Consider the following 25,253-nt stretch of genomic DNA (forward strand, 5'->3'; position numbering starts at 1 on the left):
TCACCTCCGCGGCGGCGTCTGCGTCCGTCACGCCGACCACTCCCAGTCCTGTACGGCGACGGTTTCGCCCTCCGCGACGCCCTCGCGGTCGTCCGGGATCACCACCCAGCCGTCGGCCTGCGCGACGCTCGACAGGATCCCCGACCCGCTCGCCCGCGTCGGGATGGCGACGCGCTCGCCGTCTCTCGATTCGAGTGTCACGCGGGCGAACGTCCGCGTGCCTGGTTCGCTCGCTATCTTCCGGTCGAGGCGGGCCTCGGTCGTCGGGTGCGGCGGAACGGCCGCGTTCTCGGTCCACTTCATCGCGGGCCGGAGGAACTGGACGGCGTTGACGATGCAGGCCACGGGATACCCCGGGAGCATGAGCACGGGCGTTTCCTCGACGACGCCGAGCGCGACGGGATGGCCCGGCTTCAGCGCGACGCCGTGGACGAACACTTCACCGAGGTCGTCGACGACGTCGGGGATCAGGTCGCGCTCGCCGACCGAGGACCCGCCGGTCGTGACGACGATGTCTTTCGTCAGGTCGCGCTGGACGGCGGCACGGAGCGCATCCCGGTCGTCCGTGACGACGTTCCGGTACTCGGCGCGCCCGCCCCAGCGCTCGACGTAGCGAGAAACCGTCAGCCCGTTCGTCTCGATCACTTCCCCGAGGTCGGGGTCGTACTGGACGAGTTCCTCGCCCGTCGGTATCACGCCGACTGACGGGCGGTCGTAGGTCTCGACCTCGTCGACGCCGACCGATTTCAGCAGTCCCAGGTCCGACGGGCGTAGGCGGTGGCCCGGTTCGTACAACACGTCGCCCTGCTCGACATCTTCGCCCACGGGGGCGACGTTCTCGCCCTCGGCGACGGCGTCGAACACTTCGAGGTCGTCGCCGACCGCCTCGACCTGCTCGACCATCACCACCGCATCGGCTCCCTCCGGGAGTTCGCTACCGGTGTGGACGCGGGCCGCACGTTCCGGCCCGACAGCGTCGTCGGCCCGGAGGACCGACGGCGAGCGGTCGCTCGCGCCGAAGGTGTCTGCCGCCCGTACCGCGTAGCCGTCCATCGCGGCCCGCCGGTAGTGAGGGACGGACCGTTCCGCGGTGATTCGCTCGGCCACGACCCGCCCGTCGGCCGCGGTCAGCGGGACCGACTCCGTGCGGTCGATCCCGGCGACGGCCTCGCGGAGGGCGTCGCGTGCCTCGTCGACCCGGGTTCGGTCCTTGAACCCGGCGTCAGTTACTTGATCGCTCATACCACCACGTTCGGACTGCCGCGGGAAAAGTGGGGGTACTCGACGCCGGCGGTGCTGACTGACGGGGCGGCTGATCACCAGACCGCCGGGACACCGTAACGGCGAAATCGGTTTCGACGGACGGTGTCGCTACAGCAGAGCTCTCACAGGCGGCGACGCCACAGCACTACCACGCCGACGGTCGCGAGTGCCGCGGCGACGGCGACACTGGCGGGGACGATATCGACGGGAAGTCCGTTTGTCCCGTCAGCGGTCGCCGGTCCCGTCGTGGCGTCGTCCGTCTCCGCGGAGCCCCCGTCTCCGCCGGTTTCGGTCCCGTTCGCTGAGCCGTTCTCCGTCCCGTTCGTCCCGTTTCGGGCACCGTCCGTACCGTTTCCGTCGCCTGTCGTCGCGTTCTCGACCGGCGAGGTGTCGACGGCGCACTCTCCCTCCAGGAGATAGGCGTGGCCGGTGACGTTCGTCGTGTTTTCGTGCGGTGCGCCGACCAGCGCGTCCCTGGTTTCCCCGCCGGTCGCGTTTGCGACCAGCGCCAGGCGGTAGCCGGCGAAATCGCCCGCGCTCTCGCCGGTCAGCAGCTGCGCTGCGTCGCCCCCGCCACCGGGGACGACGTACGCAGCGCCGGCCTTGTCCTCGGCGTAGGGCGCGCCGACGAGCAGGTCGGGGCGGTCGTCACACGTCACGTCGCCGGCCGTCACGTCCCATCCGGCGCGGTCGCCCGACGAACCGACGAAAACCGGGTCCCTCTCGGAGAGGTCAGTCGACTCTACGGGGCTGACGTACACCGCTCCGGAGTTGCTCCCGTCCCGGTTCGCGCTCGGTGCGCCGACGACTACCTCTCCGCCGTCGTCCGTCCCGACGATATCGACGCTCTGGCCTGCTCTGTCGCCGGACTGCGCGCCGCGGACCACGATGTCAGCGTCGGCGAGCGAATGGGTGCCCGACCAGTTCGAGGAGACGACGTACGCCGCGCCTGCCGCGTCGTCGACGCCGCGCGCACCCACTGCGATCTCGGCAGACCCGTTGCCGTCCGCGTCGGCACCGGCGACGTCCCACCCGGCGGTGTGGCCGGACTCAGCGCCGACCAGTCGCAGGTCGGCGTCGGCGGTGGTCACGTCTGTGGACGGCGATTCGAAGTAGTATGCGGCACCGGCGTTCTCACCGCCGACGTCGCTTCGCGGCGCGCCGATGACCAGTCCCGCGCCGCTCTCATGCTCGACGGGATCGACAGCGAGGCCGAGTTGTTCGTCCTGGTCGACGCCGCTCAGCACGACATCGGCGTCGTCGGGAGTGAGAGTACCGGACAGGGACGGGCCACCGTAGAAGACGTACACGTACCCCTCCTCGCGAAGCGGCGCGCTCACTATCAGGTCGCCGTAGCCGTCGCCGTCGACATCGTCGACGTTCACGTCGTACCCCGTCCACTGTCCGCCGGCACTGCCGCGGATCGTGAGATCGGCGTCTTCGATGTCGTACTCGCCACCCTCGACCGGACCGTAAAACAGGTGCGCCGCGCCGCCGTTCTCGCCCGCTTCGTCGTTGAACGGTTGGCCGACGAGAACGTCGGCAGACCCGTCGCCGTCGACGTCGCCGCCGCCGATATCCTCGCCGGTGGAGGGGCCGCCGCGAACCGTCGCGTGGGCCGAGAGCGAATCCCGTGCGTTCGTTTCGTTTTCTTGTACGTCCGTCTCGTTTTTCGTCAGCGGGTCGATCGGTCCCTCCACCGCCGCGGCCGTCGCTGCTACCGTGAACGCTCCGACAGTCGCGACAGCGAGAAACAAGATGGATCCGAGGACCACCAGGGGAGTCCGTCTGTTCATCGTCCCATCTAACCCCTTCTGGGTGTTTTGTTATCCCCCACCCAAACCGGGGCTTCGAACGGTAAGTTACCCTTATTCAGCGACGGAACGCTTATTTCCTGGGGTTCTCAACCGGAAGCATGGCACTGCTCTCGGCCGCGACTGCTCTCATCGCGGTACTCGTCCTCGTTAGTCTCCTCTTACTCGGGGACGCCGGCAGACACGGCGCACGGGCATACCGCGTCTATCGGAACGATCCCATAGACGTCGCGTCCGCGGCGAACGTCTCCGGAATCGTCGAGATCGAGGGGTCGGTCGGGATACACGAGTCGTCGCTCCGTGCGCCGTTTTCGGGAACGAAATGCGTAGTCTGCGAGTACGAAGTACAGGAACTGCGGTCGTCGGGCAAGAACAACCACTGGGAGACTATCCATTCGGGGAGCGGGCGTGTCCCGTTCGTTCTGGACGACGACACCGGGGCGTTACTCGTCGATCCCGACGGCGCGGCCCTGGCGCTCGACGACCACACCACCCGCGTCGACGGCGGAAAGGCTCCGCCCGAACGGATCCGACGGTGGATCGAGGACACTCCGGATGTCGGTTCAGAGGAGAAGTCGTGGGACCTCCGCGTGATCGAGATAGCGACCGGCGACGACCGCAAGTACATCGAACGCCGCCTCGACCCCGGCGACCCCGTCCACGTGTACGGCGGAGTGGAGTACGAACCGTGGTCGAACGCCGCGGGGACCGTCAACGCCGTCGTCCGCGACGGCGAGACGGCGCTCTTCCGGATCACCGACGGCGACGAGGGGGAGGCGGTTCGACGCCTCGCGATGCCCGCCCTGTGGCGAATCGCTGGCGCGGCGGTCGTTCTGGCCGTTCTCTGGGTCGTGGTCTCACCGGTCTAGGCTGGATCGCGGCCTTTTTCGCCACGGACTCCGTACGACCGCGTATGTCAGCGCTGCGTGATGCCTTGCGTGACCTACCCGACGCCGTGTTCGCCGATCTGCTGGAGAGCGACGACGAGTATCTGCTCGTCGTCGACCTCCCCGGTGTCACTGCAGACACGGTCGACATCGCCGTCGATGGCTCTGCGCTCGAGATCGAGGCGCGGCGCGAGAAAAACCTCCCACCGGAGTTCCAGTACCGGACTGAAGACCGGTCCCTGTTTCTGGACGCCGATATCCCGCTCCCGCCGGACGCGACCGACGCCGGGGCGTCTGCGACGGTCGACCGGGGCGTCCTCGAACTCCACCTGCCGAAACGCGGTTCGGAGTCTACTGGCACGTCGATAGAGGTCACCGAGGGCGCGTAGCGCGAGGTGGTTACGCTGGTCAACCTCCGGGCCTACTGGCGCTTTTTCGTCGTCGTGCGTCAGTTCCTACCGCTGCTGGTCGCCTACGCGAGAGACCGTCACAGGTTCCTGATCGTCGGCGGTCGCCGCCGCGTCGACGCCGAGATGCGTCGCGAGCGCGCGGACCGCCTGCTCGACTCGCTGCTCACGCTGGGGCCGACGTTTATCAAACTCGGTCAACTGCTCTCGACCCGGCCCGACATCCTCCCGCCGGAGTACATAGACGTCCTCACGCAACTCCAGGACGAGGTGCCGCCCGCGCCGTGGTCCGACGCCCGGACGGTGGTCGAATCGGAGCTCGGACCCGTCGACGAAGCGTTCGACGGATTCGACACCGAGCCGATAAGCGGAGCAAGTCTCGGGCAGGTGTACACCGCCGAGTTCCAGGGGTCGGAGGTGGCCGTGAAGGTCCGCCGCCCGGACATCGAACCGCTCGTCGAGGCCGACCTACGGGTTATCCGCTGGTCGCTCCCGGTCCTGTTGACGTTCATCGACGAGTCGCGGGCGTTCTCGCTCGAAAACCTCGCCGACGAGTTCGCCAAGACGATCCGCGAGGAAATGGATTACGAGCGCGAAGCCGAGATGCTCCGGGAGATCCGGTCGAATTTCGATGACGACGACGCGATCGTCGTTCCCCCCGTCGTCGAGGAACGGTCGGGGGCGCGAGTATTGACGATGGAGTACATACCGGGGACGAAGATAAACGACCTGGAGACGCTCGCGGAAAAGGACCTCAACCGCACGGAAATCGCCGAGAACCTCCAACGCGCGTATCTCCAGATGATCATCGAGGACGGCGTCTTCCACGCCGACCCCCACCCGGGGAACCTCGCGGTGACCGACGAGGGCCGCATCATCTTCTACGACTTCGGGATGAGCGGCCGCGTCGACGACTTCATCCAGGACAAGATAGTCGACTTCTACGTCGCCGTCGCGAACCAAGACATCGACGGCATCCTCGACGCCCTCATCGAGATCGGGACGCTCTCGCCCGAGGCCGACCGACAGGTGATGGGCGAGGTGATGGAACTCGCCATTCAGGACGTCCGCGGCGAGGACATCGAGCAGTACCGCGTCCAGCAGATCATCGGCCAGATCGAGGACTCCATCTACGAATTCCCGTTCCGCCTGCCGAAGAACCTCGCGCTCGTCCTGCGGGTCGCCACCGTCGTCGAGGGCGTCTGCGTGACGCTTGACCCCGATTTCGACTTCATCTCTATCGCCACCGACTACCTGACAGACCAGGGGTATCGCGAGGAGAGCGTCCGGCAGTACATCGACGAGGCGGGCGACCAGGTCCAGCAGTCGGTGCTCTCTGCTGTTCGCGCGCCGCCGAAACTGGAGCGCGCATTAGACCGCATCGACCGCGAGAACTTCCACGTCCGCGCCGAGATAGAGGACTCGAACGACGTGTTCGACACGCTTGCGAAGCGGATCGTCTACGGCCTCCTGCTCACCGCGGGCGTCCTCTCGACCTCGGTGCTTTACTCCTTTGCCACCGTCCGGTCGACCGCGATCGCAGCCGCGTTCTCCGTCGGCGTCGCCCTGTTGCTCTACCGCTCGTTCCGGTCCCGCAAGGGGATCCGCACGAAGCCCCAGTTCACCCGCCAGAATCTGAAACAGCGCCGCCCGGGCGAGGGCGACTGAAACTGACGAGCGTCGTCTGCTGGAGATCCCCGCCGGCTTTTACCTTCGCTCGCTATCGACCACTATGAACGTCGCCGACTTCGGTCTGGAGCGGTGGTTCGCTGAACACGAACACGAAGCCGATATCATGCTCGCTGAAAGCGGCATCCGTAGCCTCGACGCTGACCGGTTCGACACCGACCCCGGCGAACTCGGCTACGTCATCCCGACCAACGGCGACCCCGAGTTCCGCGCCGAGGTCGCACAGCGGTACGACCGCACCGCCGACGAGGTGCTTTTCACCTGCGGCGCGCAGGAGGCGAATTTCCTCACTTTCCTTTCGCTGCTCGACGCCGACGACCACGCCGTCGTCGTCACGCCGACGTACCAAGCGCTCCACGCCGTCCCCGAAGCCGTGGCCGAGGTGACGCGCGTCCCTCTCTCGCCGCCGGAATGGGAACTCGACATCGATGCGGTAGCGGACGCCGTCCGCGAGGACACCGAGGTGATCGTCGTCAACAACCCGAACAACCCGACGGGACGGTATCACCCCGAAGGGAAAATCCGCGCGCTCTACGACCTCGCCGAAGACGCGGACGCCTACCTGCTCTGCGACGAGGTGTACCGCCTCCTTGCCGAGGAACCGATCCCGCCGGTCGCCAGCATGGGCGAGCGCGGCATCAGCACGTCTAGCACGACGAAGTCCCACGGCCTCGCCGGCCTCCGGTTCGGCTGGGCCGTCCTTCCCGAGGAACTGGTCGAAACGGCGTGGAACTGGAAGGATTACACGACTATCTCGCCCTCCGTCTTCGGCCAGCACGTCGCGAAGCAGGCGCTGGGCGGTCAGGAGAACGGGCTTCTCCGCGAGAACCGGGAGCACGCGAGACGGAACCGAGAGCGAGTCCGCGACTTCGTCGGCGACCACGGCCTCGACTGGCACGAACCGGTCGGCGTCAACGGGTTCGTGACGGTCCCCGACGGGTTCGACGGCGCGCGTGATTTCTGCACCGCGGTCGTCGAGGAGGAGAGCGTCGTCCTCGCGCCCGGCGATCTGTTTGGCCATCCGGACCGCTTCCGGATCGGCTTCGGCCTGCCCCGGGATGAACTGACTGAGGGGCTGGAGCGCGTCGGGCGAGTTATCGAGCGTCGGGGGTAAGTGTGTGCGGCGGGTCCGCCGGATTGGACCGGCCCGGTCCGGGTCAACAGGGCTGTCGCTCGGCGACGACCACTTCTATTTCGTCGGTCGGTTCGACGTTGACGTTCACGCCGGTCACGTCTTCGACTGACTCCGGGATGTCCCACGTCACTGTCTCCGACCCGGCGTCGCCGGCGTCGACCTCGACGGTGTACGCTCCGCCAGCGTTCACGACGTTCTTCCGCCGGTCCCGCTCGTCCGATTCGAGAGAGACGTCGGCCGAGAACGGTTCGTCGCCGTCCGGGCCGCGAATAGTCACGGTTATCTCCCGGCTCTCGTCGGCGTCGTTGCGCACGCAGACGTAGAAGTCGCCGTGGTCGGGGTCCGAGATGGAGGGGACGCCAGTCGTCTGTACGGGGGAGGTTTCCGTCGAGTCGTCGCCGCTCAGACAGCCGGACGACAGCACGACGCAGGCGGCGGTCGCCCGAAGCGCTCGGCGACGCGACAGGGAAGGAGGACTACCCATACAATTCCATCATGAAACCGGAGGAAAAAAGTGTCGACGAGCGATTCCGTCCCGACGCCGCCCGGAGAGGGAGAACGGAACTGCGCAACTCCGCCCAGAACTGATTGCGGCGTCATTCGGCGGATTTAGCCCCGGAGAGACCGGTTACACGCTTCCAAATCGTTTATACTGTTACGTTGATTAAGCCGCCCTATGGCGAAACAGCAGAAGCAAGTTCGCGACCTTCAGGAAGGCAACTACGTGATGATCGAGGACACGCCGTGCCAGATCAATGCGTACAGCACGGCGAAACCGGGCAAGCACGGCAGCGCCAAGGCACGTATCGAGGCCGAAGGCGTGTTCGACGGGAAGAAGCGCTCGCTGTCGCAGCCGGTCGACGCGAAGGTATGGGTCCCGATCATCGAGCGAAAGCAGGGACAGGTCGTCAGCGTCGAGTCGCCCACCGTCGCGCAGGTGATGGACCTCGAAACGTACGAGACGATCACGATCAGCACGCCCGAGGACGCTGATCTCTCGCCGGACGACGACATCGAATATCTGGAGATGGAAGAGCAGCGCAAGATCATATAATGTTCCCCGGAGCCCGCGCCGACCGCGACGACGCGTCGTACGTGGTCGTCGGGGCTCCGCTTGACGTCTCGACGACGTTCCAACCGGGCACACGATTCGGCCCGGACCGCGTGCGACGCTTCGCGGAAACGTACGACGACTTCGACCGTCGAACCGACCTCCGTTTCTCGGAACTCTCAGTTCACGACCACGGCAACGTCCGCGCGTGGGACGACGCCGCCGAGTACCTGGAGTATCTCGAAGGGGTCCTGACAGACGCGGTGTGGGACGGAGCCGTCCCGCTCACCATCGGGGGGGAACACACCGTCTCGGTCGCCGGTGTCAGGGCCGTCGACCCCGACGCCGTCGTCGTCCTCGACGCACATCTTGACCTGCGGGAGGAGTACGACGGCAACGAGTTGAGCCACGCCACGGCGACCCGGCACGCGTTAGACGTGGCCGACGAAGCCGTGATACTGGGCGCTCGCACCGGAAGCGAGGCCGAGTGGGAGCGCGCCGACGCGGACGACGTGACCGTCGTCCCGCCTGCAGACGTGCCCGACTGGACGCCGGATTTCGACGGCGAATCCGTCTATCTCAGCGTCGACGTAGACGGTGCCGACCCGGGGTACGCCCCCGGAACCGGCACGATGGAACCGTTCGGACTGCGCCCCCGCGAGATGCGCGACGCCGTCCGCGCCGTTGCCCCGCACGCCGACGGGTTCGACGTGGTCGAAGTGAACGACCGCGACGACGGCCAGGCCGCGGCGCTCGCCGGCAAACTCCTCCGCGAGTTCGTCTACGAGCACGCTCGGTAGTCAGTGCTGTCCGTCGAGCGTCGACCGCCAGGGGGAGGTTTTTACCGCGTCGCGGTGAGTGTTGGAAGCATGACCCTCTCGTCGTGTTACTTCTGCGGGACCGCAATCGAGGAACCGCTCTCCGAGTATCCCGTCGTCCCTGACGCCTTCGCACCGTCTCCCGAGGAACAGGGGACCGTCGTCCTCTGTCCCTCCTGTCACCGAAAGCTCTCCCGCGTGATGGACCACGTCGTTACCGCCGTCGACGACCGACAGCAGCGTCTCGACCGGACAGCAGGGTCGGTCGAATCCGACCGTGCAACGGCGTCGAACGACGCGGACGCCGCATCGCCGTCCGCGGACTCAGCGGCAGACGCGGCCGGAACGTCGGACGGACTCGGCGTGGACGACCCGCCGTCCATCGACGACGACGTGGCCGAGGACCTGCTGGGAACGGAGTCGTCGAGCGACGCCGGCGAGTCGGCCGATACCGATCCTTCGGACGAACCGCGTGAGAACACAGATCCGACACACGCGGACGAAACGAGCGAGGCGACCGGTCGGGCACACGCCGACGAGACTGAGGTGTCCGTCGAGGTAGAAACGCCGGACGAGACGCCCGGCGAACCGCAGGCTGACGACGGGATAACCGTCGACGACGGGGGCACGGCGGGCGAACGCGCCGGTGGCGGGGAGTCGAACGGCGACAGCGCCGGTGGTCCCGGAACAACTGGCGGCAGCGCCGACGATTCGGGAACGAGCGCCGCGGGGAGCAGTAACGGCCCGCCGCAGGCGACGTACAACCGCGTCGTGCGCCTGCTCCAGAACCGCGAGTTCCCGGTCGAACGGGGAGAGATAGCGACCGTCGCATCGAACGCCTACGAGATACCGCCGGAGGACTTCGACGCCGTCATCGAAACCGCCGTCGACCGCGGCGTGTTGGTCGAAGACGGGCAGTACCTGAAGCAATCGGAGTAGCGCGCCTGACGGGGGCGACGGCCCGCCTCGTAGGGACTGTTGTAACTCCGCCTCGCGATGTCGCCGCTCCCGTGTCGGTGAACTACCGAACTGACGTACAACGTCCCCATCAGGGGAAAGCAGGCGGCCGAAGCAAGAGAGCGCAACGCATACGGTGCGGCCGGCGGTACGGCTTCCCATGGACCTCTCCGAGTTCTGCGAGCGCTTCGACGACCGACTGCGAATCGAGGAGTACGCCGACCTCGACGCCGCCGCGAACGGCCTGCAGGTGGGTCCCGACGAAGCGTCCGTCGAGCGTGCCGTCTTCGCCGTCGACGCCGCCACCGAAACTATCGAGGCCGCGTCCGAGGCGGACGCGGACGTGCTCGTGACCCACCACGGCGTCTCCTGGGGCGGGTTCGACCGCGTCACCGGGCGCAAGTTCGACCGCATCGCCCCGCTCATCGAGAACGATATCGCGCTGTACGCCGTCCACCTGCCGCTCGACGGCCATACGGAACTGGGCAACGCGGCCGGCGTCGCAGACCGCCTGGAACTGACCGACCGCGAGCGCTTCGCCGAGGTCGGACCGGAGTACATCGGCCTGCGGGGGACGGCGTCCAAGCCGTTCACCGCCGACACTCTCGGTGAGAGGTTGGGCGACGCACTGGACACCGGCGGACAGGACGTTCAGGTGCTCGACTTCGGCCCGGAACCGATCGAAGACATCGCAGTCGTGACAGGTAGCGGCACGGACTGGATCGCCGAGGCTGACGAGAAAGGCGTCGACGCGCTCGTGACCGGAGAAGGCAAGCAGAAGGCCTACCACGAGGCGCGGGAGGCCGGAATCACGCTCGTTCTGGCGGGGCACTACGCCACCGAGACGTTCGGCGTCCGGTCGCTCAAGTCGGCGGCCGAGGAGTGGGGACTGGAGACGGAGTACGTCGACCGCCCGACTGGCCTGTGACACCGCGGTAACCGGTCCGGCTGGACTGTGACACTGCGGTAACCGGTCCGGCTGGCCGCGCTGGCGAGCGGTGATCGCGGCGTTCAAACCCCTGGCACGCGCAGGCGAACACATGTCCGAGGACCACGAGCCGGCGGAGGACCACGACCCGGAGCGCGAGGAGTTCTCTCACGACCCTGTCGCCCACGCGGCGGTCCGGGCGGAGATGACAGTCGACGAACTCGTCGGGGAGTACGGCGACGCCGGGATCGGCGCGACGGATATGCACGAGGCCGTCGACGTGTACGCGGAGATGATCGGCGACGACGACGTGACCAACTTCTTCGGCCTCGCCGGCGCGATGGTGCCCGCCGGGATGCGCCGCATCGTCGCCGACCTGATACGGGACGGCCACATCGACGCGCTGGTGACGACCGGTGCGAATCTCACCCACGACGCTATCGAGGCTATCGGCGGGAAGCACCACCACGGGCAGGTCCACGGCGAGGGGACCGAACGCGAACACGACGAACAGCTCCGGGACGAGGGCGTGGATCGCATCTACAACGTCTATCTTCCCCAGGAGCATTTCGCGCTGTTCGAGGACCATCTTCGCTCGCGAGTGTTCCCCGAGTGCGAGGGCGTGGTGAGCATTCAGCGACTCACCGAGGAACTCGGCCGGGCGAACGCCGCCGTCAACGAGGCCGAGGACGTCGACGAACGGCCGGGTATCGCCGCGACCGCGTACGAACACGACGTGCCGATCTACTGTCCCGCGGTCCAGGATTCCGTGCTCGGCCTCCAGGCGTGGATGTACTCCCAGACGAACGAGTTCTCGCTGGACGCGCTCGCCGACATGACGCCGCTGACCGACAAGGCGTTCGACGCCGAGAAGGCCGGCGCGATGGTCGTCGGCGGCGGCGTCCCCAAGAACTTCGTCCTCCAGACGATGCTCGTCGCGCCGGGCGCGTACGACTACGCTGTGCAACTGACGATGGACCAGCCGAACACCGGCGGTCTCTCCGGTGCGACGCTCGACGAGGCGCGGTCGTGGGGGAAAATAGAGAAAGCGGGGCGCAACGCGAGCGTCTACGCCGACGCAACGATCACCCTGCCGCTGGTTGTCGCCGCCGCCCGCGAACGGGTCGGCGAGTAGGGGCCGGACTAGCCGCCAGCGCCGGTGTTCCGGGCTGACGACCAGTCAATCCCGGAAACCGTTCGGTTCGCTCATACGGGTACCTATCCCGCTCGCCGTCGAACCACTGGTATGGCACAGTTCGACTTCGACGACCCGACCGCCGGTCTGTCGTCCGACGCCGACCTGACGCTCGTCGGCGACGAGGAGACGGCGATACAACGGATGCGAGCGGTGAGTACGGTTCTCGACGACGCTATCAGAGTCCCCGGAACTGACTTCCGCGTCGGCCTCGACCCGCTCGTCGGGATCCTTCCCGTCGCCGGTGATTCGGTGATGTTCGTGGTTTCGATGTACATCGTCCTCGAAGCGGCCAACCTCGGGGTTCCCGCACCGGTCGTCGCGAGGATGGTCGCGAACATCGCCATCGACGCGGTTGTCGGCTCGGTCCCGCTACTCGGGACGCTGTTCGACGCCGCGTGGAAGGCGAACCGCCGGAACGTCCGCCTCGTCGAGGAACACGTCGACGCGGTGTAACGGACCCGTCGGTCAAGACGCTCGCGGTTAGTAGTCCGTCGTCACCCGACCCCAGTCGAGCCGCAAGTAGTGATACAGCGTTCCGGTCAGTCCCACGTCCGCGATCCGCCGGCCCGAACTCTCGACCAGCACTCTCGGACAGTACCCCGTCTCGGCGACCCTGCCGAGGCGACGACTGAACGCCGTGTCCTCGTTCGGAACGTCCGGAAATCCTCCTGCGTCGCGGTACGCCTCTCGATGCACGAAACAGTTGAATCCCGGCAGGACCGGGCCCAGAAGACGCGGGAAAACGTAGTTTATCGTCCACTCCATCGGCTTCGCCCGCCGCGGTCCGGTCAGTCGACAGCGCGAGGACGCTCCATCGAGTCCTTCGCGTTCGACGAAGCCAAGCATCGCGTCGAGATACTCCGGGCGGACGACGGTGTCGGCGTCGACGAACGCGAGCCAGTCGCCGCGGGCGTGGGTTGCACCCAGATCGCGAGCGGGTCCGATCCCCCGCCCGTTCTGATGGTAGACGCGAGCGCCCTGCGCTTCGGCCACATCGACGGTGCAGTCATTGCTCTCGCCGTCGACGACGACGACCTCGTACGGTTCGTCGGTCTCTAACTCGCGGATGCTCGCGAGCGTCGCGGGAAGGTAGTCGGCCTCGTTGCGCGCCGGGACGACGAAACTCGCCGTCGGAGAGCAGTCGCTCGCTGTCGAGGCCCGTTCGTCGGCCATCGTTCGTCACTGCATCGGAGACGCTGTTAGTTCTTGCGTCGCTTCGGCTCTACCGCCGTCAGTTCCGGCGACAGCCGCACCGACACGAAAGATTATTATATATGGCGGAGAAGAGGTACGCATCCGATGACGCTGGTCGTACCCGTACGCGCCTGATTCTCTCGACCGTCGTCCAGTGCCGCGACCGCTCCGATTCGACTCACCTTCGATGTACACCAAAACCACGCGATCCGATTCAAGCACAGACTCCGAAACGCCGTCGTCCTCGACCCCCTCGCCCGACGCTTCGACACTCGACGGGTCACCCGAAACTCGCTCCGCAAGCGACGACGCACCTGCGACGTTTTCACCGTTTCGCACGTCGAGACTGCCGAATACGACGGACGAAGACAACCAGGCGCTGCCGGACCCCGCCGACGCCTCGTCGGAACCGTGATAACGCGCAGGGCCGTATGTCCGCCCGGCCGATGACGAGGGCACCGGACCGAGTCGGGGTGGCACCCAGCGGTGACGAACCCTATGAGTGCCGAGGCCAGCTTTCTATCCATACAGTTGCGAAGAGAAGTGAACGAACGTCATAGAATTGCGTTTACTCCCCTCTGAGAGAGGACAGTCGTAATCAAAAGGCGAATAGAGTACACTCTGAGACATCACATAGATCACGAAATTTATGAAGAACTCATTGATGAATCTAAATCTGCTCGACAGGAGTAGGCTGATGCGATGCAGGAGTGGGAACGAGGGTTTGATCAGCGGCTGAAAGAAATGGCCGACCCGCTTGACGGGCTTGTCTAACCAGTTGGTTGAGTGAGAGAAATCCAACAGAGAAATTCTCTGGACAAAAAGAAGAATTACGAGAAGTCGTCTAACGTGCTAGCCCCGCCCTCATTTTCCTCACCGAAATACTCTGCTGACCACTCCGTTGCAGCGTCGAGATCACGAAGCATCACTTCCGACTCAAACTCTCCTTCCAACCGCTGATGCGTCATTACCTGCCGAATCTCTTCAAGTTCCTCTGCTGTGATATCTTCAATTCCGACGGCTTCAAGGACAGCTTCGTTAAGACGTTTGTTCGCATCTTCTTCACCAGCTAGTAACGCGTCTGTTGCCTCTCGGATCATCTCACACGCCTCCTCATCGAAATTCCGAATGTTGGGTACCGGGACAGTCTTGGTTTCGTACGTCAATAGTTGCAGCACACCGTTCCCTTCGACGCGTCCCCAGCACTCGACAGCAGCAGCGTATAGGCTAGAGTTCATCAACCCGATCATGACTTTCGAGTCATATTCCGGTTTTACCTGAACGCACTGCACAGCATTTGTGGTGAGCGCCCCAGCACGGTTGACGACGGTGAACAACCGCCATTTGAAGAATACTGGGTGGAAGAGTTCCGGTGCGACTTGCTCACCGAGATCGAACCACACCGGGCGAGCTGCACACGTGCTTCCTTCATGCTCACCGTTATTCTCCCCTTCCTTAATGTATTGCAGTAATCCGGTGTACCCGTCGCGTTTCAACGCCGCTTTCACGTCCTCCTCTAAGCGGGTATCCTCACCGAACTCCCCAACCTCTCGCTCGACTTCCTCGACGTAGTCATGTACGTCGATAATGTACTTATCTACTTCACCACTGTCGAAAACCTCTGAATCCATCCCTTTGATGGATTTCACTACCGGGCTCAGGAACCGGTCTTCGATACCGCGACGGTGGGCCTCATCTTGATCAAGTAGGAACCACCGATTCGCCCCGGTCTTCTGCCCATACGACACATCAACGAACTCATTAACCGGAACGAAATCATCACGTTCAATCAGATTAATGAGTTTCAGCGGCGCGTTCAGATAGTGCCCGATTTTCTTCGGACCAGTATCCTCAAGATACGCCTGCCGCACCCCGAGTGCTCGGTAGTTGGGTCGTGTCCGAACGTCGATTGGTTCTTCGTCCAGCGTCATCCCGTATGTCACAGTGTCGTACAAGTCAACTGGCTCCATTTGGTCCTGTACGCGAATGAATCGCGTCGTCGTCTCTCGACGCGTCTCCTCGTCCTCACACCGCTCGATAAGCAGAAGGCATGTATCAACGAACGCGTCTTCGAACGCTCGCTCGGCGAACGACACTACGGCGTGAATGCGGTAGTGGTCGAACAGGAACTGCTGGAAATCCATCCCGTATCGGACAGTCATCCACTTCGGTGGGATAACGAATCCGAGCCGCCCACCGTCTCTGAGGAATTGCGTAGCGTGTGTAACGAAGTACACGTATGCATCGGATTTCTTACTCAGTTTCTTCGACCCGGTGAGATATGGTGACTGGTTCTCCGGACCGAACCGCGAAAGGTGCGTTCGGAACGCCTCCTTATTCGGGATATTCTTATTCCGAATGTACGGTGGATTCCCAACAACACCATCGAAATACCCGACCTCTCCAGTGTCGCGATTGTCAAGGCGAGCTGAAGACAGCATCGTCGAATCTGGTTCGATATCGAAGAACGATGCGTGATAGGCGTGCAGTGTATCGATTTTCTCCTCAATATTCTGACTCGCTAGATTAAGCGCCGTGAGGTGCAGTGGGAACTTGTTAATGTCAACTGCCGTAATCGCATCCAGAATCTCTTGATGTGAAGAGTCTATGTAATCGTGTTTCAGCTCGGTGTACACCTCCACAGGGAAGGTGCCACTTCCGGATGCGGGGTCGAGAACTTCAGGGATCCCATCTTCCGTTGGTGCGTCAAGAACCCATTTCGAGACGGCGTCAGCGATTGTCGGCGGCGTGTAGTATTGCCCGAGTTTTTTCCGTTCACTTTCTGGGATGAGCTCCTCGAAGATGTCACCGAGCAGGTCTTCGTCGACTCCGGATATTTTGCGCTGCTCAATGTTCTCAGCCAGAGACTGAATGTTCTGCAGTGTCTTCCTGTTGTTCGGAAACTGCTCGAACAAATCACTGTTCCTGAAGATAGGTTCATAGTCGATTTTCTCGATGATCTCCTCGAATCGCCGACGAATGTGTTCATCGAGGAAGTCGAGCTTAGAGACACCGACGAGTGAATCGAGTTTGTTCCCGTCACTTGGTTCAATGGGTTCTGGTGTTTGCTCCCGGACAACTTCGTAGAACAGAATCTTGTTCGTTAACAGGTACGCGTACTGCTTCGCTGCAGTTTCTAACTGCTCGTCGGTATCGAGAGCCGTGAAGTCATTTTCGCGAACCCAGTCCTCGAACAGGTTGATGAATTTCTCATTGCTTTCGTATTTCTGTTCGGCGAGTTCCTTGTATGCTGGCCAGATTGTCGAGTGGAACGTTCGAAGCAGGCCAACAACCTGTTCTTTCTTTTCCTGCTCCGGGAGTTCTCCGCGCTGGTAAAGGTGATCGACGCCGGCAAGGAGGTGCGGGACGAACCCGTCGAGTTCTTCGTCTGAGAGGTTTATTGACCGGAGGTTCGCGTAATTGTACGGGACGTTCTGCAGGTCGATTTGACCGTCGTAATTGAAGAGGTAGAAGTCGTTACTGTTGCAGGTGGCGAAGAAGTCAGCGCCGATGTCTCGCGTGTAGTCACGTGCCTGCTTGATTACCTCTTTGTCGTACGGCGAGATGACGTCGCGCTTGACCTCGATAACGAGACTACCCGTAAGATTACTTTCGAGGTAGATGTCTGCTCGGCGCCCCTCAACGTCCTTCTCGATAGAGACTTCAGAGAACTTTGTGTCGTTATTTTCGACATACCGATAAAGAGCCGAGTAGAGAAGACTGTGGAACTTCTGTTCCTTCGGAGTCTCTGACATAGTCCGACTCTACAGCGCATCTTGCATAAGTATCTGGTTTTCCCCTCCAAAACTCCGCCCCGCAACGGCGAATTACTGAGACTCAACGAGGCTTTTGTACATCGATCACTCTCCCTGAATACATGCCAACGCCAGTCGGTACAGACTGAAGCGACTATCGAGACCTGCAAATTGTCAATATCGTCGCCCCCGGAACACTCGGTACTGGTGAGATTGACGTTAAGGCGTTGGCAACCGACCTTGACGTTGTAAAGACCGTGCAGCCGGGACGCCTGTACTTGTCGAAGAATCCCGGAACACCGGTCGCGATGGTGTTTCGTTCGGGGTCCTACACGATTGCCGGGGCAGAATCATGGCAGGAGGTGCTAAATATCGTCGAGTGGCTGTCGCAAGTGCTCGACAGCGTAGGGGTCGACATTGACCGAGAAACCATCTCGGTGTCGATTATGGTGAAGTATCTCGTCGCTACAGCAGAGCTAGGATCGAGTGTGAACCTTGCTGCGGCGGTAGCGCTCGGGTTGGGGCGTACGGAATACGAGCCTGATCAGTTCCCCGGATTGATTTACCGACCACCCGGAGCAGACAGCGTCGTTCTACTCTTCGCCTCTGGTCGTGTTGTGGTTACGGGAAGCCCGAACCTTGATGCAGTCGAGCAGACGTTTGCAGCGTTTCAGGATGAATTGACGGACTTCCTCACCTTTGACTAACGGATAGACCGAGAGACTTCGACGAGACACGGTTTTGAGGCGAGGGTCTGAGGGATACATCGGATTGCACTTCGACACGTGTAGACGCACGTCTCTTGACGAGACGAGGAACTAGGCGAAAAACAGGTGTTGCTCTGAAAACGGGAGTCTCTAATGCCTGCGAATTTCGATTTTCGGAATAGAAGGGCACAGTGTGCGATTAGTCCTATTCTATGTCGTGAGCCGGTAGGTCGGCAAGTGCCTCCGGGTCACCGTCGAACGGACTCGGGAGTTCGTCAACGATTGCCCGAACGAATCCCGTGGTTCCCGGTTCAACGATCACCTCGGCGTCGGCGTGAACCGTCTCACCGTCCTCGTTCTCGTAGGTCGTGGGGACCAGTACGGGAATGCCCTCGTTGAGATACTCCTGCGAGACGTTTCTGAGCGCCTCGCTCTCCGTGTCGAGATTCCCGTCCGTGTCTATCGTCCCGACGACCTCACCCCGCTCGTGATTGAGTATCTCGACCTCAACGACCTCCTGCTCGTCTTCACCGCTCGCGTTCTCGACTCCGTCAGCCACGGCTCGCCCGAAATCATTCTCCATTCACTCCGCTATCTCCGAGGCGCCGGCATCGGGACCAGGGCGTTCGGGGTCGTCCATGTGTAGTAGTATTTTTCCTGACAGTATTTAATCGCCAGCAATCCTTCATTCATCTCGCTCGAGGATTCACAGACCTCGTTGACCACCATTGCTCCACTTCTTCCCGATACTTTATTAGTGGTTCACCAGACAACTGACCTAAGGGAAACCCGTCTTGAAGTATGTTCTCAGCACAAACTCTGAATCAAGCTCGTGACCAGTACAAAAACACTACTGAACGGTGGAAGCCCAGAAATACTCAGAAGGCAGGTATCGATTCCTATTGGAAAGAAGAGGAATATTTACTCAATAACCTTCCTCAAAAATTTCAGTCAGATGGATGTGTGACTACTACTAGTGATTTCAAATCTGTAATCAAATGGGTTAGAGCCGGACTATGGGAAAGTCAATTTGGTAGTATCCAAAATTACCAGGTGAAAATGGCGACGAGCCAAGCATTTTCGTCTAACATGAGTAGTGCGGCTGACCGAGTAAAACGCTTGTATAATCAAGACGGGCTCGGCATCAATACTGCCACTGCTCTCCTCATGTTTTGGCGTCCGGATGAATTCAGTGTAATGACAAAACCCGCGATCTTGTCTCTTATTCGGCAAGGGCTCTGGGATGGGCAATCTACGCCAAATATTGAAGAGTATGATGAATATCTGAAAGTCTGCCGTGATATCGCTAATCAGACTAACCTGAGTTTGCGAGATGTTGACCGCGCTTTAGTTGCCTTGGAGAGCACTCAATTCTAAAACCGGAAGTTAACCGAATTGGATTAGCGAACGGCTGTCTCTCATTGCAGCCCGAAGAGACTCGCACGAGAAGCGGAGGCGAGGGAGCGGCCCGAGGGATGCATCGTAACGAGCGAGGAACCGCAGCGACGCCAAGCTTCTTCGGTTAACCCGATTCGCGACTTAGCGCATCGAATTTCTGAACATTTCCTCTCGAGCTCGTTGTCTATCTCGTTCCTCTTTCATCCTCTGTTCATACTCCTCCTGTTTGGCCAGCATTTTTGAGACGTACGCTTCTCTGTCGGAATTGAATGGCGTGCCGTGTCCTTCGGCCCTGGCCTCCCGTTTCAGCTTGGCCTTGTTTTCATCGTACGTGAGCTCCGGGTCAACGTAATCCAGCCACCCGTCGATATCGCCACTATCCGCAATCCGCTCTAGATGCCTCAACAGACGGTCAACAACCATCGGGCGATACGCTCCCAGCACATCGCCATCTTCCTTGCAGGACTCGACGGATGACTGCCGCGCAAACCGCTCATACAATTCCAAGCTCATTCTGAGTCGGGATATGTGACCAGCACAGAAGTACTTTACTCAAATATCTGATATTTTTGTTGGCGAATTTTCCCGTAGTGGATTGTAGGCTCGACCGTGTGAGTCAGCCACGACTGATTTCGGTCTATATCGTAAGGTTCCGAACTACGACACCGGTAGATGTGAAGCTGAAAGAATCCTCGACCAACACGTACCTGTGACGACTAAGCCCTACATTCGAGGTTGCAGACTGGCCGATTGGCGATTCCGGCGCGTCAAACGCAGGTACTCTGAAAATATTTTCAGCTTCACGAGACTGGTGTCGAGAAAATACAGAGCCGTGAGCCGCTAGAACTCGGGGAACGGGACTCCGCCAGGCCAGCGGAACTCCGAGTTTACCTCGACCGCCTTCGTGGTCCCACCACGTCCGGTTGCCTCAACGACTTCACCGAAGCCGAGAGCCACCACATCGTCAATACGGTCACGGGCGGTCGGCCGGCTCACGTCCAGAATCGTCTCCACATCGCTGGCGGTGAGAGGAGCGTCCCTGTTCGGGTTTAGGAGTGCCCGGACGATACCCCGACGCTTCGACGGCATGGTACTCAGGGCGACTCGTCCACACACTTCGACGTCTTCGAGTTCAAGATGGGTACGACCGTGGATGAGCGCGTGACCTCGGGCGAGGTCGTGGAGGAGCTGCCCGATTCGCTTGGGGGCCTCGCGTTGTGATTCTCCATTCGTGATTGAAGCGCGAGCGTAGATGACGACTTTGGCGAGATATTCAATCAGCTCCATGACTTCGTTCGGACGCTCGTCATCCCATGTAACGCTTGATGAGCCGCCGTGGAACTCCCAGAGGCCATGCAGGAATTCTTGGACAGCATCTTGGCCACGTTCAATGGGTCGCCGTTCACCTCCGTCAACCACGGATGTTAGCCACCCATCATTATACTCCTCCTCGGGCCACTCAATGAAGAGAAGGCGCTGCCCGACGTTGCCCATCATCTTCCACGCTCGCGGGCTAAGAGGCGTTGTTGCGCCGATGAAATTGAATCGGATATCATCGTATCCGGCTTTCCCGTGGGTCGCGGTCTGACGAAAGTAGCCATCACCGTCCATTATCCGGGCCATCGTTCCCCACCGACTCCGAATCGTCTGTTCGCTGCCTCCAAATAATGTCTGGGCGTCGCGGACGGCGAGAGTCCGTCCTTCAAGTTGCGGGAGTAGGTCGGTATTAGTCGAACCGCCCGCAGATTTTGAAGGCCCTGCGCTCACGAATGAGGCAGGCGTGATATCTGAACGACGACAGAACTGCTCGTTGAGCCCTCCGAACGTCTTGAGCAGCATGGTCTTCCCCACACCCGACTGACCCTCGACCATTATCGCTCGGGAGGATTCGATATCGTCGAGGAGGAGCGTCGCATGGGTTGCCAAGAGCGGCTTCATCACCGTCCAGCCCTCCTCGTTGAACTCGTCGCGGATGACCTCCTTCAAGTCGTAGCCCGTGAGAGAGGGCTTCGTCGTCAGTTCGGGAGACTTGCTTGAATTCCGGGCGCTTTCGCCGTCTGAGCCATTGATTCCAGACGAACTGTTCGCGGCGCTCGTTGCTGCCGAAGTCGCCTCTTTGGAACTCTTCTTGACACGCTCGTACCTGCGAGCGAGCTTTTGTTCACGACTCTCGGGTCCCCGACCTCGGGCCCGATTGATTTCAGCTGTCGAGTACTCCCTGCGTGACGATTCGTACCGCTCTCCGAGTTCGTCATCAGAATAATTCGAGAACTCCAATGAAAGCACATTCGCGGGGAGGTCACGGGGCCATCCTCCTGGGCTTTCGTAAATCGGCCCAACCGTCTTTGCTTTCTCTTCCTGTGCATCTCGTCCGTCGTAGGATTGGGTTTTAGCCATTTTCGACACCATGTATGAAGCCTTCCAACGAACCGCTCGTAGCCCAACTGACCATCGAGGCTCCACGCTCGGAAGTGAGTGACCACCCCGGATTACACGTACGAGCCAATAATGACCCCGTATTTAGGACGAAGGGTTGACACGGTAGTCATTAGCAAGCTTAATCTCACCTCCATCAACACCGGGTCGAATCGGGTTTTTTACTAGCTACGCAAGTAGCTAGCTTTTTTGGCTGTATGCTGTACCAATAGATGAGTAGTGATTGACTCCGTTGAAAGAGTCTAACAACGGTTTCTTCTCAAACACCCGTCTTCCCACTCGTTGTTAAATATATGATACCTGTTCTAAACAAAGACACTTGCAGTCTAAGCGATAGTAGAGACGAGAGGATGGAACACACAGATTATTCCGTCCATCGTCAGACGACGCAAGCTGCTCCCGTGTCCGTGAAGTGAACGTGGAGGCAACGACTCGGACTAGTGGCTCAGCCAGTCCCACAAAGAACAGGAGAATCTCTATCTCAGGGGATTCAGTCTGATTCGGAATAGAAAATCCTCCACCACACCTACCAGCATCTTCTCCGTGCGTAGCGTCGTGCCAGACCGATACTGCCAACAATGCGGTGCAGAGCTTGATAATGAGACCTCGTACTGTCCCGAGTGTGGTACCGCAGTTGGAGATGACTACGAACCCGAGACGACCGCCGACGTGACCTCGACGGATGGCGACTCGCGGGATTATCCTCGTGGCCCGTTCCAGTCACCTCGTCGCGCCGTTGGTTCCCTGAACCTCCTCGGGTTCGTCTCGTTCCTGCTCGCCATCGGGCTCAACGCAGTGGGCCTGCCCATCACTGCACTCCCGCATCCTCTGGACATAGCCCTCTCCATCTACTGGTTCGGGGTGCTCGTCGTCGGACTACCGCTGTGGGGATTCCTGCACGTCAGCGACAACGTACTCGGGTTCATCAAGAACGGATAACTTCCTCACCGGAGAGACAAAGCAGACTCCTCCTCTTGCAGGTCAGGTTCCATCTGTTACATCGTAGGGGCCGGGGTCACGAAAAGGGAGAGCGTTGCGCGTCTTGTCAGAGACTCGAACGCAGGCATAGTGACGAGTGTGGATGTTACAGACGAACGAATACAGGTGAAGCACATCACGCAGAATTTTGTAGAAGGTTCGTCCCGTCAGATGCACCGTCCCCTTAGACCGCAGACAATTGGTCGTCTCTCGAGTTTCAGTAGATGTCCGAAGGAACACAGGGCCTCATGCCGTCGACCGTCAGACGAGCGAGTCTCTTCGCGTCTCCCCGTATTGCTCCACGAGGGGGAGGCTAGAGGTCGAGTGACTCGATACACTCAAGATACGACTGCCTCGCCTCATCCCGCGAGACACGAGTATACACGTCCATCGTTCGGTTATTGCTGTCACCTCTGATGTACTGCAATATGTGGTCAGGCATCTCGTTATTGCGCATTCGAGTCGTGAACACCGTGCGGAACGTGTGAGGCGTAAATTTGCGGTGAAAGCGTGTCTCACCGTCGTCCATCACGCCTGCTCTGACCGCAGCATCCCGAACGGCCCGCTGCACCTGCGTCGACTGCACGCGGCTACCCCGCACGCTCAGGAACAGATACTCAGAGTCGTTGTCGGGGCGGACGAGTCGATACCGCTTGATGGCGTGCTTCACCTCCTCGTCAACAGGGACGACCGTCTGACTCCCGCCCTTACGCTCACGGAGGCGAATGAAGCCATCGTCGAGCATCAGGTCGTCCTGTTCGATTTCGAGTGCCTCCCGAATCCGGCAGCCGGTCTTGGCGAGAATGACAGTAATCGCCTTGTTCCGAGGGTCAGCGACGTTGTGAACGATTTGCTTAGCGTTCTCCCACGTCGCACAGTCGGGACGCTCTCGGTACTTCTGCGGGATTTCTTCGAGGACGACTGCCGCCGGGTTCCCCGTGATGTTCTCGAACCGCGGGCGCTTCATCGTCCACCCGTAGAACGAGGAGAGCGATTCGAGGTATCTACGCTTCGTGTTCTGCGAGAGGTCGCGGGCGGCAAGCGTGCTGACGTAGTCCTCGATATGTTCCGGCGTGACGTCTTCGGGTGCGAGGTCGGGGAACTCCTCGTGGAAGAATGATTTCAAGGTTCGGGAGTAGGCGTTGAGCGTCCTCCGACTACGACCCATGGCTTCCTTACGTTGGATGAAGTCGTTGACCGCGTCGTGCTCGTTCTCGTAGATCTTCTCGCGGGAACTGCCCGTCATGCCTCGACCACCTCCGCGTCAGCGTCGTCGTGAGCGAGTCGCCAGCCGTATCCCTGCTTGTACTCGACCTTGTTCTCTTCCGCGAGGTCGAACAGTTGCTCCTCGACAGCATCCTTGACGATGCCCGTGAGGACCCCGCTTCCCGTGACCTCCTTGAGGATAGTTTCGAACTCCTGGTAGCGGTCGGTGAGGAACGCGGTAACGAACTCCTCGTGTTCGATATCGATTTCACCGGGTTCGGAGTTCCGAGCGTCTTCGAGTTCGTCCTGCAACTGCTCAACTTGTAGTTGAAGCTCCTCTACTTTCGATTCGTTTTGACTGTACGCAAGGAACCCCTCTTGGCGGGCGGCGCGGGCCTCTTGTATCAGTTCGTACAGGTATTGCGATCGACTGCCATAGCCTTGCTCCTCAGCTTCCTCTATCCATTCCTCGGCGTGTTTACGACTCGGGTAGATGGCGACGTAGGTTGTCTCCTCGGACAAGCCGACCTCGGTCTCCCAATCGGTCTGCTGTGGCTCTTCATCACTCATTCGTGTCTCACAACATATGATTGCGGCTGGAATCACCTAGGCGTATGGATAGCAACGACGGATGTGACGACTGAATGAACACCAACACCGAATAGTGAAAGAGAAGAGTGAAAGTCTCATCCGGTGACAAGCATTCTATGAGCCAGACACCTTCGGGCTTCATGCGAGAGGGGGCTCCGGTTGCACGGTTGTTCCGTCGTATAAACGGGAGTTTCTACGAAACGTACGAGTTTGACAAGCATGATTATGCCGAAGGCGGTATTTGGGTTGGCGACGACCAGAGTCCAGCGATAAGGGAGAAGTGGGGATTAAATCTCAACAAGGTAAATCACAGCTATGACACATGGGGTAGCAACCTCACAGACGTTCAGAATCATGCACTCTACCATGTCGTAGCAAACGCTCAGAAGAACGAACAGGAATTGAACCGATTCTTTTCAGATAAAGAAGCAGGCGCTCAGCCCGCCAAAGCGATGAAAAATATCAGTAACGCTTGGCGTGATGAGTTCGCATTAAACGACCCAGTTGCCGGGGATGCCCGAGACCGTATGAGGATAGCAGAATGGAGGATTACGATGTCTTACTATTCAATATACAAAGCGACGAGTGCATTGATGCGCTCAAAGTTCTCTGATAAGAAGGATGGGGGCTCCGACCATGATGGGATGTGGAGTTATCATATGAGGAAAGTCATGGATGAGCTCGGGAACAGTTTATACGCATATCCGTTCATGTGGCACTGTCTAGTTTAGCACCTCTGCTGGCGTCTGTCCGTTGAGTGACTGGTGCGGTCGCTGCGTGTTATAATAGTGTACGAACTGTTCAAGCCACTCTCTGACGCTCGCCCGACTGCCGACCCACG

General features: G+C 60.8%; 25 protein-coding genes. 14 read left to right on the forward strand and 11 right to left on the reverse strand.

Annotated features, from left to right (window positions below; all coding sequences use genetic code 11):
- Positions 1 to 27: 27 nt before the first annotated feature.
- Positions 28 to 1,242 (reverse strand): molybdopterin molybdotransferase MoeA, encoded by a 1,215-nt coding sequence (locus tag EYW42_RS07990; protein WP_135534717.1) that lies wholly within the window; start codon positions 1,240 to 1,242, stop codon positions 28 to 30.
- A 143-nt stretch (positions 1,243 to 1,385) separates the two neighbouring features.
- Positions 1,386 to 3,059: an FG-GAP repeat protein gene (locus tag EYW42_RS07995; RefSeq protein ID WP_135534718.1), complete on the reverse strand. Its 1,674-nt coding sequence runs from the start codon at positions 3,057 to 3,059 to the stop codon at positions 1,386 to 1,388.
- Between the two features lie 119 nt (positions 3,060 to 3,178).
- Between EYW42_RS07995 and EYW42_RS08000 the strand changes: the two genes are divergently transcribed.
- From EYW42_RS08000 to EYW42_RS08015, 4 genes are all read left to right on the forward strand, one after another.
- Positions 3,179 to 3,946 (forward strand): GIDE domain-containing protein, encoded by a 768-nt coding sequence (locus EYW42_RS08000; RefSeq protein WP_135534719.1) that lies wholly within the window; start codon positions 3,179 to 3,181, stop codon positions 3,944 to 3,946.
- Between the two features lie 44 nt (positions 3,947 to 3,990).
- Complete coding sequence (locus EYW42_RS08005) at positions 3,991 to 4,353, forward strand: Hsp20/alpha crystallin family protein (protein ID WP_135534720.1); 363 nt, start codon at positions 3,991 to 3,993, stop codon at positions 4,351 to 4,353.
- A gap of 6 nt (positions 4,354 to 4,359) precedes the next feature.
- Entirely contained in the window at positions 4,360 to 6,039 is a 1,680-nt protein-coding gene (locus EYW42_RS08010; protein WP_135534721.1) for an ABC1 kinase family protein, read from the forward strand.
- A 64-nt stretch (positions 6,040 to 6,103) separates the two neighbouring features.
- The gene (locus EYW42_RS08015) at positions 6,104 to 7,174 is read left to right on the forward strand and encodes an aminotransferase class I/II-fold pyridoxal phosphate-dependent enzyme (protein ID WP_135534722.1); all 1,071 of its coding nucleotides are present in this window, start codon (positions 6,104 to 6,106) and stop codon (positions 7,172 to 7,174) included.
- Between the two features lie 43 nt (positions 7,175 to 7,217).
- Here EYW42_RS08015 and EYW42_RS08020 read toward each other — a convergent pair whose 3' ends face one another.
- Positions 7,218 to 7,679, reverse strand: a complete 462-nt coding sequence (locus EYW42_RS08020; RefSeq protein WP_135534723.1) for a hypothetical protein — start codon at positions 7,677 to 7,679, stop codon at positions 7,218 to 7,220.
- A 192-nt stretch (positions 7,680 to 7,871) separates the two neighbouring features.
- Here EYW42_RS08020 and EYW42_RS08025 point away from each other — a divergent pair, with 192 nt between their 5' ends.
- The 6 genes from EYW42_RS08025 to EYW42_RS08050 all read left to right on the forward strand — a co-directional run bounded on the left by EYW42_RS08025 (position 7,872) and on the right by EYW42_RS08050 (position 12,600).
- Positions 7,872 to 8,249, forward strand: a complete 378-nt coding sequence (locus EYW42_RS08025; protein WP_135534724.1) for a translation initiation factor IF-5A — start codon at positions 7,872 to 7,874, stop codon at positions 8,247 to 8,249.
- On the forward strand, positions 8,249 to 9,046 hold the full coding sequence (gene speB, locus EYW42_RS08030; RefSeq protein WP_135534725.1) for an agmatinase: 798 nt from the start codon (positions 8,249 to 8,251) through the stop codon (positions 9,044 to 9,046). Before EYW42_RS08025 ends, speB begins: the two co-directional genes overlap by 1 nt.
- Before the next feature lie 69 nt (positions 9,047 to 9,115).
- A complete protein-coding gene (locus EYW42_RS08035) occupies positions 9,116 to 10,003 on the forward strand; it encodes a hypothetical protein (protein WP_135534726.1) in 888 nt (295 codons plus the stop codon).
- 178 nt (positions 10,004 to 10,181) lie between these two features.
- On the forward strand, positions 10,182 to 10,949 hold the full coding sequence (locus EYW42_RS08040; protein ID WP_135534727.1) for a Nif3-like dinuclear metal center hexameric protein: 768 nt from the start codon (positions 10,182 to 10,184) through the stop codon (positions 10,947 to 10,949).
- A gap of 112 nt (positions 10,950 to 11,061) precedes the next feature.
- Positions 11,062 to 12,084 (forward strand): deoxyhypusine synthase, encoded by a 1,023-nt coding sequence (locus EYW42_RS08045; RefSeq protein WP_135534728.1) that lies wholly within the window; start codon positions 11,062 to 11,064, stop codon positions 12,082 to 12,084.
- 111 nt (positions 12,085 to 12,195) lie between these two features.
- Entirely contained in the window at positions 12,196 to 12,600 is a 405-nt protein-coding gene (locus tag EYW42_RS08050) for a DUF4112 domain-containing protein (protein ID WP_135534729.1), read from the forward strand.
- A 27-nt stretch (positions 12,601 to 12,627) separates the two neighbouring features.
- Here the strand turns inward: EYW42_RS08050 and EYW42_RS08055 are convergent, their stop codons facing one another.
- Complete coding sequence (locus EYW42_RS08055) at positions 12,628 to 13,320, reverse strand: glycosyltransferase (protein ID WP_135534730.1); 693 nt, start codon at positions 13,318 to 13,320, stop codon at positions 12,628 to 12,630.
- 851 nt (positions 13,321 to 14,171) lie between these two features.
- Entirely contained in the window at positions 14,172 to 17,096 is a 2,925-nt protein-coding gene (locus EYW42_RS08060) for an N-6 DNA methylase (protein WP_135534731.1), read from the reverse strand.
- Positions 17,097 to 17,266: 170 nt separating this feature from the next.
- Between EYW42_RS08060 and EYW42_RS20100 the strand changes: the two genes are divergently transcribed.
- Positions 17,267 to 17,803, forward strand: a complete 537-nt coding sequence (locus EYW42_RS20100; protein WP_259371284.1) for a hypothetical protein — start codon at positions 17,267 to 17,269, stop codon at positions 17,801 to 17,803.
- 205 nt (positions 17,804 to 18,008) lie between these two features.
- Here EYW42_RS20100 and EYW42_RS08070 read toward each other — a convergent pair whose 3' ends face one another.
- Positions 18,009 to 18,386, reverse strand: coding sequence for a hypothetical protein (locus EYW42_RS08070; protein WP_135534733.1), 378 nt, complete (start codon positions 18,384 to 18,386; stop codon positions 18,009 to 18,011).
- Positions 18,387 to 18,604: 218 nt separating this feature from the next.
- On the opposite strand from EYW42_RS08070, the gene EYW42_RS08075 reads away from it, so the two are divergent.
- Entirely contained in the window at positions 18,605 to 19,180 is a 576-nt protein-coding gene (locus tag EYW42_RS08075) for a hypothetical protein (protein ID WP_135534734.1), read from the forward strand.
- 162 nt (positions 19,181 to 19,342) lie between these two features.
- On the opposite strand, the gene EYW42_RS08080 is transcribed toward EYW42_RS08075, so the two are convergent.
- Positions 19,343 to 19,714, reverse strand: a complete 372-nt coding sequence (locus EYW42_RS08080) for a hypothetical protein (RefSeq protein WP_135534735.1) — start codon at positions 19,712 to 19,714, stop codon at positions 19,343 to 19,345.
- A 327-nt stretch (positions 19,715 to 20,041) separates the two neighbouring features.
- Positions 20,042 to 21,610 (reverse strand): hypothetical protein, encoded by a 1,569-nt coding sequence (locus tag EYW42_RS08085; RefSeq protein ID WP_135534736.1) that lies wholly within the window; start codon positions 21,608 to 21,610, stop codon positions 20,042 to 20,044.
- A gap of 582 nt (positions 21,611 to 22,192) precedes the next feature.
- Here EYW42_RS08085 and EYW42_RS08090 point away from each other — a divergent pair.
- A complete protein-coding gene (locus tag EYW42_RS08090) occupies positions 22,193 to 22,576 on the forward strand; it encodes a zinc ribbon domain-containing protein (RefSeq protein ID WP_161972925.1) in 384 nt (127 codons plus the stop codon).
- A 352-nt stretch (positions 22,577 to 22,928) separates the two neighbouring features.
- Here the strand turns inward: EYW42_RS08090 and EYW42_RS08095 are convergent, their stop codons facing one another.
- The gene (locus EYW42_RS08095; protein WP_135534738.1) at positions 22,929 to 23,861 is read right to left on the reverse strand and encodes a tyrosine-type recombinase/integrase; all 933 of its coding nucleotides are present in this window, start codon (positions 23,859 to 23,861) and stop codon (positions 22,929 to 22,931) included.
- A complete protein-coding gene (locus EYW42_RS08100) occupies positions 23,858 to 24,391 on the reverse strand; it encodes a hypothetical protein (RefSeq protein WP_135534739.1) in 534 nt (177 codons plus the stop codon). Before EYW42_RS08100 ends, EYW42_RS08095 begins: the two co-directional genes overlap by 4 nt.
- Before the next feature lie 137 nt (positions 24,392 to 24,528).
- Here EYW42_RS08100 and EYW42_RS08105 point away from each other — a divergent pair, with 137 nt between their 5' ends.
- Complete coding sequence (locus tag EYW42_RS08105) at positions 24,529 to 25,143, forward strand: hypothetical protein (protein ID WP_135534740.1); 615 nt, start codon at positions 24,529 to 24,531, stop codon at positions 25,141 to 25,143.
- On the opposite strand, the gene EYW42_RS08110 is transcribed toward EYW42_RS08105, so the two are convergent.
- The coding region (locus tag EYW42_RS08110) for an integrase core domain-containing protein (protein WP_161972926.1) at positions 25,135 to 25,253 on the reverse strand (119 nt) is incomplete at its 5' end. The two genes, EYW42_RS08105 and EYW42_RS08110, sit on opposite strands and share 9 nt — an antisense overlap.

Origin of the sequence: Halostella pelagica, assembly GCF_004762015.1 — an archaeon.
GTDB lineage: Archaea > Halobacteriota > Halobacteria > Halobacteriales > Natronoarchaeaceae > Halostella > Halostella pelagica.

Bases quoted from the DNA above. Each gene is read 5' to 3' on its own strand.
- EYW42_RS08040 (WP_135534727.1), top strand. From the start codon at position 10,182: ATGGACCTCTCCGAGTTCTGCGAGCGCTTCGACGACCGACTGCGAATC.
- EYW42_RS08085 (WP_135534736.1), bottom strand. From the start codon at position 21,610: ATGGTGTCGAAAATGGCTAAAACCCAATCCTACGACGGACGAGATGCA.
- EYW42_RS08070 (WP_135534733.1), bottom strand. From the start codon at position 18,386: ATGGAGAATGATTTCGGGCGAGCCGTGGCTGACGGAGTCGAGAACGCG.
- EYW42_RS08005 (WP_135534720.1), top strand. From the start codon at position 3,991: ATGTCAGCGCTGCGTGATGCCTTGCGTGACCTACCCGACGCCGTGTTC.
- EYW42_RS08050 (WP_135534729.1), top strand. From the start codon at position 12,196: ATGGCACAGTTCGACTTCGACGACCCGACCGCCGGTCTGTCGTCCGAC.
- EYW42_RS08055 (WP_135534730.1), bottom strand. From the start codon at position 13,320: ATGGCCGACGAACGGGCCTCGACAGCGAGCGACTGCTCTCCGACGGCG.
- EYW42_RS07990 (WP_135534717.1), bottom strand. From the start codon at position 1,242: ATGAGCGATCAAGTAACTGACGCCGGGTTCAAGGACCGAACCCGGGTC.
- EYW42_RS08100 (WP_135534739.1), bottom strand. From the start codon at position 24,391: ATGAGTGATGAAGAGCCACAGCAGACCGATTGGGAGACCGAGGTCGGC.
- speB (WP_135534725.1), top strand. From the start codon at position 8,249: ATGTTCCCCGGAGCCCGCGCCGACCGCGACGACGCGTCGTACGTGGTC.
- EYW42_RS08025 (WP_135534724.1), top strand. From the start codon at position 7,872: ATGGCGAAACAGCAGAAGCAAGTTCGCGACCTTCAGGAAGGCAACTAC.
- EYW42_RS08075 (WP_135534734.1), top strand. From the start codon at position 18,605: ATGTTCTCAGCACAAACTCTGAATCAAGCTCGTGACCAGTACAAAAAC.
- EYW42_RS08020 (WP_135534723.1), bottom strand. From the start codon at position 7,679: ATGGGTAGTCCTCCTTCCCTGTCGCGTCGCCGAGCGCTTCGGGCGACC.
- EYW42_RS08045 (WP_135534728.1), top strand. From the start codon at position 11,062: ATGTCCGAGGACCACGAGCCGGCGGAGGACCACGACCCGGAGCGCGAG.
- EYW42_RS08080 (WP_135534735.1), bottom strand. From the start codon at position 19,714: ATGAGCTTGGAATTGTATGAGCGGTTTGCGCGGCAGTCATCCGTCGAG.
- EYW42_RS08060 (WP_135534731.1), bottom strand. From the start codon at position 17,096: ATGTCAGAGACTCCGAAGGAACAGAAGTTCCACAGTCTTCTCTACTCG.
- EYW42_RS08035 (WP_135534726.1), top strand. From the start codon at position 9,116: ATGACCCTCTCGTCGTGTTACTTCTGCGGGACCGCAATCGAGGAACCG.
- EYW42_RS08095 (WP_135534738.1), bottom strand. From the start codon at position 23,861: ATGACGGGCAGTTCCCGCGAGAAGATCTACGAGAACGAGCACGACGCG.
- EYW42_RS07995 (WP_135534718.1), bottom strand. From the start codon at position 3,059: ATGAACAGACGGACTCCCCTGGTGGTCCTCGGATCCATCTTGTTTCTC.
- EYW42_RS08105 (WP_135534740.1), top strand. From the start codon at position 24,529: ATGAGCCAGACACCTTCGGGCTTCATGCGAGAGGGGGCTCCGGTTGCA.
- EYW42_RS08000 (WP_135534719.1), top strand. From the start codon at position 3,179: ATGGCACTGCTCTCGGCCGCGACTGCTCTCATCGCGGTACTCGTCCTC.
- EYW42_RS08015 (WP_135534722.1), top strand. From the start codon at position 6,104: ATGAACGTCGCCGACTTCGGTCTGGAGCGGTGGTTCGCTGAACACGAA.